Source organism: Streptomyces sp. V3I8 (assembly GCF_030817535.1).
Taxonomy (GTDB): Bacteria; Actinomycetota; Actinomycetes; order Streptomycetales; family Streptomycetaceae; genus Streptomyces.
The window spans coordinates 3,346,330-3,361,842 of record NZ_JAUSZL010000002.1; the positions used below are offsets into that span (position 1 = coordinate 3,346,330).

Sequence of the window (15,513 nt, forward strand, 5' to 3'; positions counted from 1 at the left end):
CCGCTCCGAGCACCCCACTCCGAGCACCCCCTTTCACGTCCCCACTGAGCAGGCAGGGAGCCGCATCCCGATGTCCGAGCCGGAACAGCAGCACGAGACCGACATCCACACCACCGCGGGCAAGCTCGCGGACCTGCGGCGCCGCATCGACGAGGCGACGCACGCCGGCTCGGCACGCGCCGTCGAGAAGCAGCACGCCAAGGGCAAGTTGACGGCCCGTGAGCGGATCGAGCTGCTGATGGACGAGGGGTCCTTCGTCGAGTTCGACGAGTTCGCGCAGCACCGCTCGACGGACTTCGGGCTGGAGGACAACCGCCCGTACGGGGACGGGGTGGTGACCGGCTACGGCACGGTGGACGGCCGTCCGGTCGCCGTGTTCTCACAGGACTTCACGGTCTTCGGCGGCGCGCTCGGCGAGGTCTTCGGGCAGAAGATCATGAAGGCGATGGACTTCGCGCTGAAGACCGGCTGTCCGGTCATCGGCATCAACGACTCGGGCGGCGCCCGCATCCAGGAGGGCGTCGCGGCGCTCGGCATGTACGGCGAGATCTTCCGCCGCAACACGCACGCCTCGGGCGTGATCCCGCAGATCAGCCTGGTCGTCGGCCCGTGCGCCGGTGGCGCGGTCTACTCCCCCGCCATCACCGACTTCACGGTCATGGTCGACCAGACCTCGCACATGTTCATCACCGGGCCCGACGTCATCAAGACGGTCACCGGCGAGGACGTCGGCTTCGAGGAGCTGGGCGGCGCGCGCACCCACAACGCGGTCTCCGGCGTGGCCCACCACATGGCCGGGGACGAGAAGGACGCGATCGAGTACGTCAAGTCGCTTCTCTCCTACCTCCCGTCGAACAACCTGAGCGAGCCGCCCGCCTTCCCCGAGGAGGCGGACCTGACGCCGACGGACGAGGACCGCGAGCTGGACACGCTCATCCCGGACAGCGCGAACCAGCCGTACGACATGCACACGGTGATCGAACACGTCCTGGACGACGCCGAGTTCTTCGAGACGCAGCCGCTGTTCGCGCCGAACATCCTCACCGGCTTCGGCCGCATCGAGGGGCGTCCGGTGGGCGTCGTCGCCAACCAGCCGATGCAGTTCGCGGGCTGCCTGGACATCGACGCCTCCGAGAAGGCCGCGCGCTTCGTGCGCACCTGCGACGCCTTCAACGTCCCGGTCCTCACCTTCGTGGACGTGCCGGGCTTCCTGCCGGGCGTCGGCCAGGAGCACAGCGGCATCATCCGCCGCGGCGCCAAGCTGATCTACGCGTACGCCGAGGCGACCGTCCCCCTGATCACGGTCATCACCCGCAAGGCCTTCGGCGGCGCGTACGACGTCATGGGCTCCAAGCACCTGGGCGCGGACCTCAACCTCGCCTGGCCGACCGCGCAGATCGCCGTGATGGGCGCGCAGGGCGCGGTGAACATCCTGCACCGGCGCACCATCGCCGCCATCCCCGAGAGCGAGCGGGAAGCCGCCCGGGCCCGTCTGATCCAGGAGTACGAGGACACGCTCCTCAACCCCTACACGGCGGCCGAGCGCGGCTACGTCGACGGCGTGATCCTGCCGTCCGACACCCGCTCGCACGTCGTACGCGGTCTGCGGGCGCTGCGCACCAAGCGGGAGTCCCTGCCGCCGAAGAAGCACGGCAACATCCCCCTCTAGCACGCCGGTCGAGAACGGGAGCGGTCATGAACATCAAGGTTGTACGGGGCAACCCGACCCCCGAGGAACTGGCCGCCGCCCTGGCGGTGGTCCGGGCCCGCGCCGCGGCGGCGGCAGCGCCCCCGCCCGGCGCGGACCGTGAGGGGGACGCCTGGTCGGACCCGTCCCGGGTGGCGGGCAGGCACCTGCCGGCCCCGGGGCCCACCGCCTGGACCCGCAGCTTCTGGCCGGCGTAGCCGGGCGGGGCGGGCAGGTGCCCGCCCCGCCCCCGGGCGGTTCAGTACACGCTCAGGCCGAACCGCGCGAGCACCTCCGCGACGGGCTGGTAGTACGTGACGCCGCCGGAGGCGCAGCTGCCACTGCCTCCCACGACGAGACCGACAGCCAGGGTGCCGGAGAACGCCGGTCCTCCGGAGTCACCGGCCTCGGTGCAGGCGGTGGAGCGGAAGAGGCCGTGCACCGCGCCCTCGGCGAAGTTGACCGTGGCGTTGACCGCGGTCACCGTCCCGCAGCGGAGGCCGCTCGTCCGGCCGACATGACAGACCCGCTGCCCGACGGCGGGACTCGTGGAGCCGGTCACGTCCTGGACGGCTCCCCCGCCCAGGGTCACTTCGCCGGGAAGGACCAGGGCCGACGTGGTGTAGCGGACCACTCCGTAGTCGTCGACGGGGAAGGAGCCGCCCGCGGAGACGCCGACCTGGACGGTGCGTGAGCTGTCGGCGAACCACGTGGTGGGGGTGGTCGGGGTGGTCGGGGTGCCCGCGCAGTGCCCCAGCGTCACCGCGTGACGGCCCGCGCCTCCGGTGGTGTTGAAGCCCACGACGCACTGCGCCCCGTTGGAACCGTGGAGGACGGTGCCGCCGAGGACCGTGGGCACGCGAGGGGCTGCGGTCGCCGGGGCCGGGCCGCACAGCGGGGTGACCACGGCCATCACGGCCGCGGCGCGGATCGCCAGAGGTGTGCGCGAGCGTCTCATGGGCCCTCCGGGGGCGTCGACGGTCTCGTACCGGACAGTCGCCCCATCCTGACGGGGACGGCGGACGGGACGACAGGGCCAGTCCGGCCGTTCGTCTGCGATCGTTCGTCTCCGATCGTTCGTCTCCGATCGTTCCTCCGCGGCCGGGACCGGCAAGATGAGTACGCGTACTCAGGCGTCCGGAGCCGTGCCGGAGCCACGATCGGAAGCATGCTGTGGTCCGACCCGGAGAACGAGCCGCCGAAGGAGCTGCGCGACATGCAGGACATGTTGCGGCGGCTCGGCGTCCTCATCGCGCTGGCCGTGGTGTTCGCCATGGTCATCCTCGGCCTGATGTGAGCCGCCCCGGCCCCGCCGATACGCTGGGCGCATGACTGATCAGCCACGCCGTCGGCTCGTTCTCGCCTCCCGGTCCCCCGCCCGGCTCGGACTGCTGCGGCAGGCCGGATTCGACCCCGAGGTCGTCGTCAGCGGGTTCGACGAGGACGCCGTGACCGCCCCGACCCCCGCCGAACTGGCGCTCGCCCTCGCCGAGGCGAAGGCGTCCGTGGTGGCGGCGCGGCCCGAGGTCGCCGGCGCCCTGGTGATCGGCTGCGACTCGGTGCTGGAACTGGACGGCGTGGCGTACGGCAAGCCGGCCGACGCCGAGGAGGCGACCGCGCGCTGGAAGTCGATGCGCGGCCGGGCGGGCGTCCTGCAGACCGGCCACTGCGTGCGGGACACGGCGACCGGCCGCCACACGTCGGCGGTCGCGTCCACCGTGGTCCGCTTCGGCGAGCCGACCGACGCCGAGATCGCCGCGTACGTCGCCACGGGCGAGCCGCTGCACGTCGCGGGGGCGTTCACGCTGGACGGCCGCTCGGCCCCGTTCGTCGACGGCATCGACGGCGACCACGGCAACGTCATCGGCCTCTCGCTGCCGCTGCTACGCCGCCTGCTGGCCGAACTGGGCGTTGGCATCACCGGGTTGTGGGCCCCGCCCGAGAAGTGACGCGGGAGCCGGCCGCCGGGCCGGGCCGGGTCGGGCCGGATCAGCCGCGGGTCAGGTACGCATCAGGTGCGGGCCAGGAGGCCGAGGGTGCGCGTCAGGAGGCCGAGGGTGCGGTGGTCGGAGGCGCGACACCGCCCCCGGGACCCCCGGCGGCGTCCTCGGGACCCGTGGGCCCCTCGGGATTCCCGGGTCCTCCGGACCCGGGCCCCCCGTCCCGCGTCGCGTCGGACAGGGCCGCCTCCCGGCGGTCGTACGTCATGAAGATGAGCACGATCAGCCCGAGCACGACCATCATGAAGGCGAACGCCCCCCAGCCCACCAGCCCGACCGTGAACGCGCCGAGCAGGGCGTGCACCACCGCCGCGCTGATCAGCAGGATGCGGCCGAGGCCGGCGGGCGCCCGGTCGCGCACGGCGACGCGCAGGGCGGTGAAGCCGCAGAGCGCGAAGTAGAGGCCGAAGACCAGCCCCGCGACCTTCGACGACGTGGACATCACGTCCGGGTCGAGCCCCGCCAGGGACATGTCCTGCCGGTCGACCACGACCCCCATGAACCAGTTGACCGACGCGATGCCCACCGCCTCGGCGAAGAGCACGATCGCGGTCACCCATGCCACCGGTCTGCGGACCACCGGCCCCCACCCACTTTCGACTGCCACCCGAGCAAGGGCTGTTACCCCAAGTACGTTCACGTCGGTCAGCACGCTACTAACGAGTAAAGCCTGGGACAAGGGATCTGTGTAAGGCAAAGAATCGTTGGGCCATTCGTAGGGTCTCCACAAAGAAACGGAGTGGCGCGCAGCACGGTCTTACAGAGACCTTGCCCACATCGGAGAGCTAGGGTTCATGGCAAGGCCCCTGCGTACCGAGGTGCCGCAAGGGATTTCACGGGCGAGCAGGCCTTGTATCACGCTCCGTGTGGGCAAGCTCACCACCGGGGACGGGTCGAAACGACGTGTCGGCAGTCCCTAAACTCGGCTTGTTTCAAGGAGAGGGAGCCAACGTGCGCAAGGTGTTGATCGCCAATCGTGGCGAAATCGCTGTCCGTGTCGCCCGGGCGTGCCGGGACGCGGGCATCGCGAGCGTGGCGGTGTACGCCGAGCCGGACCGGGACGCGCTGCATGTGCGCGCCGCCGACGAGGCGTTCGCGCTGGGTGGTGACACCCCCGCGAGCAGTTACCTCGACATCGCCAAGGTGCTCCAGGCCGCCAAGGACTCCGGAGCGGACGCGATCCACCCCGGGTACGGCTTCCTGTCCGAGAACGCCGACTTCGCCCAGGCCGTCCTCGACGCGGACCTGACCTGGATCGGTCCGCCGCCGCAGGCGATCCGCGACCTCGGCGACAAGGTGGCGGCCCGTCACATCGCCCAGCGCGCCGGCGCGCCGCTGGTCGCCGGTACGCCGGACCCGGTGGCCGGTGCCGAGGAGGTCGTCGCCTTCGCCCGCGAGCACGGCCTGCCCATCGCGATCAAGGCCGCCTTCGGTGGCGGCGGCCGCGGTCTGAAGGTGGCCCGCACCCTCGAAGAGGTGCCCGAGCTGTTCGACTCCGCGGTGCGCGAGGCGGTGGCCGCCTTCGGCCGCGGCGAGTGCTTCGTGGAGCGCTACCTCGACAAGCCCCGCCACGTGGAGACGCAGTGCCTGGCCGACCGCCACGGCAACGTGGTGGTCGTCTCCACCCGTGACTGCTCCCTGCAGCGCCGCCACCAGAAGCTGGTCGAGGAGGCGCCCGCGCCGTTCCTCTCCGACGCGCAGGTCGCCGAGCTGTACGCGTCCTCCAAAGCGATCCTCAAGGAGGCCGGGTACGTCGGCGCGGGCACGGTCGAGTTCCTGGTCGGCGTGGACGGCACGATCTCCTTCCTGGAGGTCAACACCCGCCTGCAGGTCGAACACCCGGTCACCGAGGAGGTCTCCGGCATCGACCTGGTGCGCGAGATGTTCCGTATCGCCGACGGCGAGGAACTGGGGTACGACGACCCGCCGCTGCGCGGCCACTCCTTCGAGTTCCGCATCAACGGCGAGGACCCGGGCCGCGGCTTCCTGCCCGCCCCCGGCACCGTGACCACGTTCGCCCCGCCGTCGGGACCGGGGGTGCGCCTGGACGCGGGCGTGGAGAGCGGCAGCGTGATCGGCCCGGCCTGGGACTCGCTGCTCGCCAAACTGATCGTCACCGGCGCCACCCGCGAGCAGGCGCTGCAGCGGGCCGCCCGCGCGCTGGAGGAGTTCACCGTCGAGGGCATGGCGACCGCCGTCCCCTTCCACCGCGCCGTGGTCGTCGACCCCGCCTTCGCACCCGAACTGACCGGCTCCACCGATCCGTTCACGGTGCACACCCGCTGGATCGAGACCGAGTTCGTCAACGAGATCCCCGCGTTCACCGCTCCCGCGGACACCGACACGGACGACGAGCCGGGCCGCGAGACGGTCGTCGTCGAGGTCGGCGGCAAGCGCCTCGAGGTCTCCCTGCCGTCCTCGCTGGGCATGTCCCTGGCCCGCACCGGACTGGCCGCGGGCGCCAGGCCCAAGCGCCGCGCGGCCAAGAAGTCCGGCCCGGCCGCCTCCGGCGACACCCTCGCCTCACCCATGCAGGGCACCATCGTGAAGGTGGCCGTCGAGGAGGGGCAGGAGGTCAAGGAGGGCGATCTGATCGTCGTCCTGGAGGCCATGAAGATGGAACAGCCCCTCAACGCGCACCGCTCGGGCACCGTCAAGGCCCTGGCCGTCGAGGTGGGCGCCTCGCTCACGTCCGGCGCGGTCATCTGCGAGATCAAGGACTGACACCGGCCGTCGTGTGAAGGGGCGTGCCTCTCGGAGGCACGCCCCTTCACACGCGCCGTGTCACACGCGCCGTGTCACACGCGCCGTGTCACACACGCCTTCTCACACACGCTTTGTCACATGCGTCCCGTCAGGGGCGGGGGGAACTGTGCGATCAGCCCCCACCGGCCCGCGGTCGCACGGCAGACGGGAGGCACACCATGCCCGCTCCCCCGGCAGGGATGCGTGCCGACGCCCGCCGCAACCGGGACCGCCTGGTCACAGAGGCACGGACGGCGTTCGCGAGGAACGGGGCCGACGCCTCCCTGGAGGACGTCGCGAAACGCGCGGGCGTGGGCATCGGCACCCTCTACCGTCACTTCCCCAACCGCCACGCGCTGCTGAGCGCGGTCTTCGCGGACGCGGTGAGCGACCTGCTCGTCCGCTCGCGCGAACTGCTCGACGATCCCCGCCCCTGCACGGCGCTCGTGACGTGGCTGCGCGCCGTCATCACTCATGCGAGTGAGTACCGCGGGCTGGCACGCGCGCTCATGTCGGCCTCGCACGACGACGCCTCGGCGCTCGCGCGGTGCAGCGGCCCGATGCGCGAGGCGGGCAGCGCCCTCCTCACGCGCGCGCAGGAGGCCGGCGCCGTACGCCCCGGCGTCTCGATCGGCGACCTGCTCCAGCTGACCAACGCGATCGCGCTGGCCGCCGAAGAGACCCCGGGTGACCCGGAGCTGGCCGACCGCATGCTGACGCTGACCGTGCGCGGCCTGAAGGCCTGAGGACCTGAAGGCCTGAGCGCCTGCGGACCCGCAGGTCGTCGCGTCAGCGTCTGCGCAGGTCGGCGACGCGCGCCCGCTCGCTCTGGGGCTGTTCCCCCAGAACCGCCGCGGCACTGCGCAACTGCGGTCCCGCACCGGGCGCCTGTCCGCGCCGGGGCCCGGGAAGCGGTACGTCCCGGCGTGACGGCTGGCGCCCCGCCGGGACCGTATCCCCGCCGGAACCACCGGCTCCGGCCACCGCGATCTGTACGCCCTGGTCGGCCAGGGCCTGCAGTTCGGTGGCCGCGCGGTCGTCCTGGGCCGGCGGTTCGTCGGTGACCAGACGGGTGATCACATCGGTCGGCACCGTCTGGAACATCGTGTCGGTACCGAGCTTGGTGTGGTCGGCCAGGACGACGACCTCGGCGGCCGCCTGGACGAGCGCCCGGTCCACGGAAGCCGACAGCATGTTGGAGGTGGACAGGCCGCGCTCGGCGGTCAGCCCGCTCCCCGACAGGAAGGCCCGGGAGACGCGCAGCCCCTGGAGGGACTGCTCGGCCCCGCTGCCCACCAGGGCGTAGTTGGAACCACGGAGGGTACCGCCCGTCATCACGACTTCCACCCGGTTGGCATGGGCCAGTGCCTGGGCCACCAGGAGGGAGTTGGTGACGACGGTCAGCCCCGGCACCCGCGCGAGCCGGCGGGCCAGCTCCTGCGTGGTGGTTCCCGCCCCCACCACGACGGCCTCGCCCTCTTCGACGAGACCCGCGGCGAGGTCGGCGATGGCTGTCTTCTCGGCGGTCGCGAGATGGGATTTCTGCGGAAAGCCGGACTCCCGCGTGAACCCGCCCGGCAATACCGCACCGCCGTGCCGGCGGTCGAGGAGTCCTTCTGCCTCCAGTGCGCGCACGTCCCGCCGTACGGTCACTTCGGAGGTCTGGACGACGCGGGCGAGCTCACGGAGCGACACGGCTCCATTTGCTCGCACCATTTCGAGGATCAATTGGCGACGTTCTGCAGCGAACACGAAACTGACAGTAACCCCAACGACCATCTGCTTTCAGCAGTTTGCGCCGAATAGCAGAAGTTGTTCGCGTGGCCGGTTGCGGAGTGGTATACGGGCCTAATCACCCCGACTATGCCGCGCGAATGGTCGACGCCCTCCGTGGCCGCGGCCCCGCCGGGAGCCGCGGCCGAAGCCTTCACCAGCCGTTATCAGTCGTGAGCAGCAGTCGCCAGCAGTCGTCAGCAGCCGTCAGCCGTTACCGCGGGGACGGCGGTCTGCGCGCCCCGCGGGGGAACCGCCGCCGTCTCAGACCTCGCCCGCGGTCTTCCTGGTGTGCAGCTGCCGCGCCACCTCGGCGATCGAGCCCGACAGGGACGGGTACACGGTGAAGGCGTTGGCGATCTGCTCGACGGTCAGGTTGTTGTCGACCGCGAGCGAGATGGGGTGGATGAGCTCCGAGGCGCGCGGTGCGACGACCACACCGCCGACGACGATCCCGGTGCCCGGACGGCAGAGGATCTTCACGAAGCCGTCCCGGATGCCCTGCATCTTCGCGCGCGGGTTGCGCAGCAGGGGCAGTTTCACGACCTTCGCGTCGATGACACCGCCGTCGACGTCCGACTGCGTGTAACCCACCGTGGCGATCTCGGGGTCGGTGAAGACGTTCGACGACACCGCCTTCAGGTTGAGCGGGGCGACCGCGTCGCCGAGGAAGTGGTACATGGCGATGCGGCCCTGCATCGCGGCCACCGAGGCGAGCGCGAAGACCCCGGTGACGTCTCCGGCGGCGTACACGCCGGGGGCGGTGGTCCTGGAGACCTTGTCGGTCCAGATGTGCCCGGACTCCCGGACCTTGACCCCGGCCTCCTCCAGGCCCATGCCGTCGCTGTTCGGGATGGCGCCGACGGCCATCAGGCAGTGCGAGCCGGTGATGACGCGGCCGTCGGCGAGCGTCACCTCGACCCGGTCCCCGACCCGCTTGGCGGACTCGGCGCGCGAGCGGGCCATGACGTTCATGCCGCGCCGCCGGAACACGTCCTCCAGGACGGCCGCCGCGTCCGGGTCCTCGCCCGGCAGCACGCGGTCGCGGCTGGAGACCAGCGTGACGCGCGACCCGAGCGCCTGGTAGGCGCCGGCGAACTCGGCGCCGGTGACACCGGAGCCGACCACGATCAGCTCGGCGGGCAGTTCGTCCAGGTCGTAGACCTGCGTCCAGTTCAGGATCCGCTCGCCGTCCGGCTGCGCGTCGGGCAGCTCACGGGGGTGGCCGCCGGTCGCGATGAGCACGGCGTCGGCGGTGAGCGTCTCCTCGCTGCCGTCCACGGCCCGTACGACGACCTTGCGGGAGCCGTCCAGGCCCTGCATGCCCTCGAGCCGTCCGCGGCCCCGCAGCACCCGCGCCCCGGCACGCGTCACGGACGCGGTGATGTCGTGGGACTGGGCGAGCGCGAGCCGCTTCACCCGGCGGTTGACCTTGCCGAGGTCGACACCGACGACACGCGCGGGCCGGTCGATGTGCGGGGTGTCGTCGGCGACGATGATCCCCAGTTCCTCGTACGACGAGTCGAAGGTGGTCATCACCTCGGCCGTCGCGATCAGGGTCTTGGACGGGACGCAGTCGGTGAGCACCGACGCCCCGCCCAGGCCGTCGCAGTCGACGACGGTCACCTCCGCGCCGAGCTGGGCGGCCACCAGGGCCGCCTCGTATCCGCCGGGTCCGCCGCCAATGATCACGATCCGAGTCACGTACTCCATTGTCCCGCACGCTTCAAGGTGCTTCCGCCCGGGGGCTCTGTCCGGGTGTCGCGGGTGCGCGTCGCGGCGCGTTCCCGGGGCGCACGATCCGGGGCCGCGGTCACGGGGGAGTCACACGGGTTCGCTGCCGTACCCTCGGTCCCATGTCGCTCTACGCCGCGTACGCCGGCAATCTCGACCCGCGGCTCATGACGCGCCGCGCTCCCCACTCGCCGCTGCGCGCCACGGGGTGGCTCAACGGCTGGCGGCTGACGTTCGGCGGCGAGCACATGGGCTGGGAGGGCGCGCTGGCGACCATCGTCGAGGCCCCGCGCTCCCAGGTCTTCGTGGCGCTGTACGACATCGCCCCGCCGGACGAGGAGTCCATGGACCGCTGGGAGGGCGTCGGTCTCGACGTCTACCGGCGGATGCGCGTACGGATCCACACCCTGGAGGGTGAGGAGTCGGCGTGGCTGTACGTCCTCAACGGTTACGAGGGAGGGCTCCCCTCGGCCCGCTACCTCGGCGAGCTGGCGGACGCGGCGGAGTCGGCGGGCGCCCCGCACGACTACGTGATGGAACTGCGCAAGCGTCCCTGCTGACCCACGCGGGACACGGGCACCCGCACCCGGCGCCGACGGGCCCGGGCGGGCTTCGACAGGTCTCGGCGGAAACAACAAGACAACGATCGCGAACCCGTGACCATCAACATCTACGCGCGTAGGCCCGAACCGGCTACCCTCATGCGCGTGAACGCATCTCTTCTTCCGGACGACATCCAGGGCGACCCGTACGCCGCTGCCGACGCCGCCGCCGCGCGCCTGCGGGAGTACTCGGGCGCCGAGACCCACGACGTCGCCCTCGTGCTGGGCTCCGGCTGGGCGCCGGCCGTGGATGCCCTCGGCGCGCCCGCCGCCGAGTTCCAGGTCACCGACCTGCCCGGCTTCCCGCCGCCGGTGGTCGAGGGGCAGGGCAGCAAGGTCCGCTCGTACCGGATCGGCGACAAGCGCGCGCTCGTCTTCCTGGGCCGCACCCACTACTACGAGGGCCGCGGGGTCGCCGCCGTCGCGCACGGGGTCCGGACGGCCGTGGCCGCCGGCTGCAAGACGATCGTGCTGACGAACGGCTGCGGCGGGCTGCGCGAGGGGATGCGGCCCGGGCAGCCGGTCCTGATCAGCGACCACATCAACCTGACGGCCACGTCGCCGATCGTCGGCGCGAACTTCGTCGACCTGACGGACCTGTACTCGCCGCGGCTGCGGGCGCTGTGCAAGGAGATCGACCCGACGCTCGAAGAGGGCGTGTACGCGCAGTTCCCCGGCCCGCACTACGAGACGCCGGCCGAGATCCGGATGGCCCGGGTCATCGGGGCGGACCTGGTCGGCATGTCGACCACGCTCGAGGCGATCGCCGCGCGGGAGGCCGGGGCGGAGGTGCTCGGCATCTCCCTGGTGACCAACCTGGCCGCCGGGATGACCGGGGAGCCCCTCAACCACGAGGAGGTGCTCCAGGCGGGCCGCGACTCGGCCACGCACATGGGAGCGCTCCTCACCCAGGTCCTGGACCGGCTGTAGGTTCCCCGCCCCCCTGGGGGCTGCCGCCCCCGGACCCCCGCCATCGCGGGGCCGGGCGTCAGCTTTCAGCCCGTCCGGCGTTTGAGGACCGGGGGTTCGGGGGCGGAGCCCCCGAGGTCGGGACGGGAAGGGGCGGCGGGGGCGAGGAAACCGGGGTAGACAAACACGTACGGACGACGAAGAGACGAAGAGAGGTCGACCCTCGTGCAGGACGAACTCATCGCACGGGCCGAGGCATGGCTGGCCGAGGACCCCGACGCGGAGACCCGCGAGGAACTCGCCAAGCTCATCGACGCCGAGGACACCGCGGAGCTCACCGCACGCTTCAGCGGCACCCTCCAGTTCGGCACGGCCGGCCTGCGGGGCGAACTGGGCGCGGGCCCGATGCGCATGAACCGCTCGGTCGTCATCCGCGCGGCCGCCGGCCTCGCCGCGTACCTGAAGGCGAAGGGTCAGACCGACGGCCTCGTCGTCATCGGCTACGACGCCCGCCACAAGTCCACCGACTTCGCCCGGGACACCGCCGCGGTGATGACGGGCGCGGGCCTGCGCGCCGCCGTGCTCCCCCGTCCCCTCCCCACCCCCGTCCTGGCGTACGCCATACGGCACCTGGGCGCGGTGGCCGGCGTCGAGGTGACGGCCAGCCACAACCCGCCGCGCGACAACGGCTACAAGGTGTACCTCGGCGACGGCTCCCAGATCGTCCCGCCGGCGGACGCGGAGATCGCCGCCGAGATCGCCGCGGTCGGGAGCCTCGCCGGCGTCCCCCGCCCGGACTCCGGCTGGGAGACCCTCGACGAGGGCGTCCTGAACGCCTATCTGGAGCGTACGGACGCGGTCCTGGCCCCCGGCTCCCCGCGCACCGCCCGCACGGTCTACACGCCGATGCACGGCGTCGGCAAGGAGACCCTCCTCGCGGCGTTCGCCCGGGCCGGCTTCCCCGCCCCCGTCCTCGTCGCCGGGCAGGCCGAGCCGGACCCGGACTTCCCGACGGTCGCGTTCCCGAACCCGGAGGAGCCGGGCGCGATGGACCTGGCCTTCGCGCAGGCCCGCGAGACGGACCCGGACCTGGTCATCGCCAACGACCCGGACGCGGACCGCTGCGCCGCGGCCGTCAAGGACGCCGCCGGCGACTGGCGCATGCTGCGCGGCGACGAGGTCGGCGCGCTGCTCGCGGCGCACCTGGTCCGCCGGGGCGCGCGGGGCACCTTCGCGGAGTCGATCGTCTCGTCCTCGCTCCTCGGCCGCATCGCCCGGAAGGCGGGCCTGGCGTACGAGGAGACCCTGACGGGCTTCAAGTGGATCGCCAGGGTGGAGGGCCTGCGGTACGGCTACGAGGAGGCGCTGGGCTACTGCGTCGACCCGGACGGCGTACGGGACAAGGACGGCATCACGGCGGCCCTCGCCCTCACGGAGCTGGCCTCGGAGCTCAAGGAGGAGGGCCGCACGCTCCTGGACCTCCTGGACGACCTGGCCGTCGAGCACGGCCTGCACGCCACGGACCAGCTCTCGGTGCGGGTGGACGACCTCTCCCTGATCGCGGACGCGATGCGCCGCCTGCGCGAGCGGCCCCCGACGCGCCTCGCGGACCTGCCCGTCACCGAGGCCGAGGACCTGACGGAGGGCACGGCCTCGCTCCCGCCCACGGACGGCCTGCGCTACACGCTGGACGGCGCCCGGGTCGTCGTCCGCCCCAGCGGTACGGAGCCGAAGCTGAAGTGCTACCTGGAGGTCGTGGTGCCGGTGTCCGGCCACGACGCACTCCCGGCGGCCCGCACGAAGGCGGCGGAGCTGCTGTCGGCGATCAAGCGCGACCTGTCGGCGGCCGCGGGCATCTGAGGCCGCCGCCGGTCCGGTGGCGGCCGCCGGGCCCGGCGGGCTCGATGGGATCCGGTCGGGCCCGGTGGGGTCCGGTCGGGCCCGGTGGGGTCCGGTCGGGCCCGCCGGGCCCGGTGGGATCCGGTCGGGCCCGGTGGGATCCGGTCCGGCCCGGTGGGGCCCGGTCCGGCCCGGTGGGATCCGGTCCGACCAGGCGGGATCCTGTCAGGCTCGTCGGGGCCCCGACGGGGCCCGCGTCCGTGCGGTCCCACCGCCCGTCGGCTCTCGGCGCCCGCCGGCCCGCACCGCCCCTCGGCCCGTACGGTCCCGCAGCCCGCACCGTCCCTCGACGCGCATCGCCCGTCCCTCAGCCCCACATCACCAGCACCGCCGCCCACACCAGGGCCAGCAGCACGGCCAGCGGCCACAGGGGGCGGCCCCGTTCGGGGGCCGTGCTCTCTCCGGTGGGGCGCAGCGCCGGGTCCTCGCGCATGGCCGACAGTTCGGCCGCCAGCGCGTCGTACGGGTGGACCAGGCCGCGCCGTCGTTCGAACCAGGCCCAGCGCGGCGCCGCGACCGACCAGTTGTCGTCGCGCCAGCGCAGCTTCAGCTCGAAGGACCGGCGGCGTACGGAGCGGATGTCGTCCCAGGGGACGTGCTGGGGGCCGCGCAGCCCGGTGACCCACAGGCCCGAGCGGTCCGCCGTGATGCGCCAGGCGAGTTTCACGGCGACGCGGACGGCTCCGTAGAGGCCGAGTGCGGCGACCAGGCCCAGTTTCCACGGGGACAGGCCGGAGTCGGTGAACCCGGCCCAGGTGAGCCACACGCCCCACTGCACCAGCAGTGCGGCGGCCACCCAGTCCAACCAGCCCGCGCGCCAGCGCCGCACCGGTGCCGGGACGCGGTCCACGACCGACTGCCGGGCCCGCCGCTCCAGTTGGCGGTTCCGCTCCTCACGGGTCTTCTCCCTGGCGGTGCGCCGCATGCCCGCGCTCGGCGAGAGCGGGCGGACCGGTCCCGCCGACCACTCCGTCAGCGGCGGCTGGTCGGGGTCCTCGTCGGCGCTGAGGACCACGACCTCGGCGCCGTCGAAGGGGGCGCCGAAGAGGACGGCCTCGCGGACCGGCCCGGGAGTGCCGTCGTCCACCGCGTCGAGGAGCCGCTCCAGTTCCTCGGCGGCCTCCGCCTCGGCGTCGGCGTCGGCGATGTCCGCAGGGCTTTCCGCACCTGCGCCCGCGTCCCCGCCCGCGTCCGCGTCCGCCGCGTCCGGCCCGGGCTCGTCGTCGTACGACGTCAGCTCCACCGTGAACAGCGGCCGCAGTGCCGCGAGGTCGTCCGCCGCGTACACCTCGGTGGTGCCCTGCGCGTCGTCGCGCACGAGGACGCGCAGGACGGGCGCGGGAGTCCGGCGCAGCGCGAGGGCCCGGTGGCGGCCGAGCCACGCCGAGACCAGGGCGGTCATGCCCAGCCCGGCCAGGTAGAAGGCCATGACCCAGGAACCGCGGTGGTCGTCGGCCGTGCCCCACAGGTGCGCGGTGGCGCCGGTGAGCACGCCGAGCGCGAGGACCGCGAGGCCGAGCGGGAACAGGAAGCGGCCGCGCCGCACGGGCGCGTCCGCGTCCGGGACGCGTGCCGTACCGTCACCGGCCGCCTCGGCCGCCCGCTCCAGCTGGGCGCCGCGGGCCCGCAGGCGTACAGCGACGGCGGCCCAGGAGGCCACCACGACCAGCGTCCCGAAGGCCGTCACGGGCCACGGCAGCGACGGAGCCTGCACCGCGAGCCCGAGGAGCAGGGCGGGCGCCCCGGCCCAGACCGCTTCGGGCCGCGCGAGCACCCACAGGGCGTACACGGCGAAGCCCGCCGCGACGAACGGCCGGAGTCCGCCGAGCATCGCGGCCCAGGCGCCCGCGCAGAACGCGAGGGTGGTCACCGCGCCGGCGATCGACCTGCGCACCCGCGGGAACGTCCAGCGCGGCGGCAGCGCGGCCGACCAGCCCGCCGCCCGGCCGGCGGTCCAGTCCCGGCAGTCGTCGGGTATCGCGGCCGCGGGCAGCCGCAGCGGCTCGTCGTACGGCACATGCACTCCTGGCTCGCGGATCGCGTGGGACACCGGTGCCGACACCGGCGTCCGGCACCGGTGGTGACAGTAGCGACCGGGACGCCCGCCCGGACCGGCGGACGCCCCGGCCCCGGTCACCGGGTGCCTCCCACTCGTACGGCCCAG

At 73.0% G+C, this 15,513-nt stretch carries 14 protein-coding genes; 9 read left to right on the top strand and 5 right to left on the bottom strand.

The genetic code is table 11. The annotated features are described in order from the left end of the window. Window positions 1–70 precede the first annotated feature (70 nt). The gene (locus QFZ75_RS14575) at window positions 71–1,669 is read left to right on the top strand and encodes an acyl-CoA carboxylase subunit beta (RefSeq protein WP_307537132.1); all 1,599 of its coding nucleotides are present in this window, start codon (window positions 71–73) and stop codon (window positions 1,667–1,669) included. Window positions 1,670–1,695: 26 nt separating this feature from the next. Further along, entirely contained in the window at window positions 1,696–1,905 is a 210-nt protein-coding gene (locus tag QFZ75_RS14580) for an acyl-CoA carboxylase epsilon subunit (protein WP_307537134.1), read from the top strand. Window positions 1,906–1,946: 41 nt separating this feature from the next. Here the strand turns inward: QFZ75_RS14580 and QFZ75_RS14585 are convergent, their stop codons facing one another. Then, window positions 1,947–2,645, bottom strand: coding sequence for a S1 family peptidase (locus QFZ75_RS14585; protein ID WP_307537136.1), 699 nt, complete (start codon window positions 2,643–2,645; stop codon window positions 1,947–1,949). A 210-nt stretch (window positions 2,646–2,855) separates the two neighbouring features. Here QFZ75_RS14585 and mmpB point away from each other — a divergent pair, with 210 nt between their 5' ends. Further along, window positions 2,856–2,984, top strand: coding sequence for a morphogenic membrane protein MmpB (gene mmpB / locus QFZ75_RS14590; protein WP_307537137.1), 129 nt, complete (start codon window positions 2,856–2,858; stop codon window positions 2,982–2,984). 31 nt (window positions 2,985–3,015) lie between these two features. Beyond that, window positions 3,016–3,636, top strand: coding sequence for a nucleoside triphosphate pyrophosphatase (locus QFZ75_RS14595; protein WP_307537139.1), 621 nt, complete (start codon window positions 3,016–3,018; stop codon window positions 3,634–3,636). 94 nt (window positions 3,637–3,730) lie between these two features. On the opposite strand, the gene QFZ75_RS14600 is transcribed toward QFZ75_RS14595, so the two are convergent. Further along, window positions 3,731–4,267, bottom strand: a complete 537-nt coding sequence (locus QFZ75_RS14600; RefSeq protein WP_307537141.1) for a hypothetical protein — start codon at window positions 4,265–4,267, stop codon at window positions 3,731–3,733. 371 nt (window positions 4,268–4,638) lie between these two features. On the opposite strand from QFZ75_RS14600, the gene QFZ75_RS14605 reads away from it, so the two are divergent. Together QFZ75_RS14605 and QFZ75_RS14610 are read left to right on the top strand one after the other, a co-directional pair. After that, on the top strand, window positions 4,639–6,411 hold the full coding sequence (locus QFZ75_RS14605; RefSeq protein ID WP_307537143.1) for a biotin carboxylase N-terminal domain-containing protein: 1,773 nt from the start codon (window positions 4,639–4,641) through the stop codon (window positions 6,409–6,411). 200 nt (window positions 6,412–6,611) lie between these two features. Then, complete coding sequence (locus QFZ75_RS14610; protein ID WP_307537145.1) at window positions 6,612–7,178, top strand: TetR/AcrR family transcriptional regulator; 567 nt, start codon at window positions 6,612–6,614, stop codon at window positions 7,176–7,178. Window positions 7,179–7,221: 43 nt separating this feature from the next. Here the strand turns inward: QFZ75_RS14610 and QFZ75_RS14615 are convergent, their stop codons facing one another. Further along, window positions 7,222–8,211: a DeoR/GlpR family DNA-binding transcription regulator gene (locus QFZ75_RS14615; RefSeq protein ID WP_307537147.1), complete on the bottom strand. Its 990-nt coding sequence runs from the start codon at window positions 8,209–8,211 to the stop codon at window positions 7,222–7,224. 258 nt (window positions 8,212–8,469) lie between these two features. Then, complete coding sequence (locus QFZ75_RS14620; protein ID WP_307537149.1) at window positions 8,470–9,918, bottom strand: NAD(P)H-quinone dehydrogenase; 1,449 nt, start codon at window positions 9,916–9,918, stop codon at window positions 8,470–8,472. 143 nt (window positions 9,919–10,061) lie between these two features. Here QFZ75_RS14620 and QFZ75_RS14625 point away from each other — a divergent pair, with 143 nt between their 5' ends. The 3 genes from QFZ75_RS14625 to QFZ75_RS14635 all read left to right on the top strand — a co-directional run bounded on the left by QFZ75_RS14625 (window position 10,062) and on the right by QFZ75_RS14635 (window position 13,310). Next, on the top strand, window positions 10,062–10,499 hold the full coding sequence (locus QFZ75_RS14625) for a gamma-glutamylcyclotransferase (protein ID WP_221347740.1): 438 nt from the start codon (window positions 10,062–10,064) through the stop codon (window positions 10,497–10,499). Between the two features lie 147 nt (window positions 10,500–10,646). Continuing rightward, the gene (locus QFZ75_RS14630) at window positions 10,647–11,471 is read left to right on the top strand and encodes a purine-nucleoside phosphorylase (protein WP_307537153.1); all 825 of its coding nucleotides are present in this window, start codon (window positions 10,647–10,649) and stop codon (window positions 11,469–11,471) included. 204 nt (window positions 11,472–11,675) lie between these two features. Beyond that, entirely contained in the window at window positions 11,676–13,310 is a 1,635-nt protein-coding gene (locus tag QFZ75_RS14635; RefSeq protein ID WP_307537155.1) for a phospho-sugar mutase, read from the top strand. Window positions 13,311–13,656: 346 nt separating this feature from the next. On the opposite strand, the gene QFZ75_RS14640 is transcribed toward QFZ75_RS14635, so the two are convergent. Continuing rightward, window positions 13,657–15,366: a hypothetical protein gene (locus QFZ75_RS14640; protein WP_307537157.1), complete on the bottom strand. Its 1,710-nt coding sequence runs from the start codon at window positions 15,364–15,366 to the stop codon at window positions 13,657–13,659. Window positions 15,367–15,513: the final 147 nt, after the last annotated feature.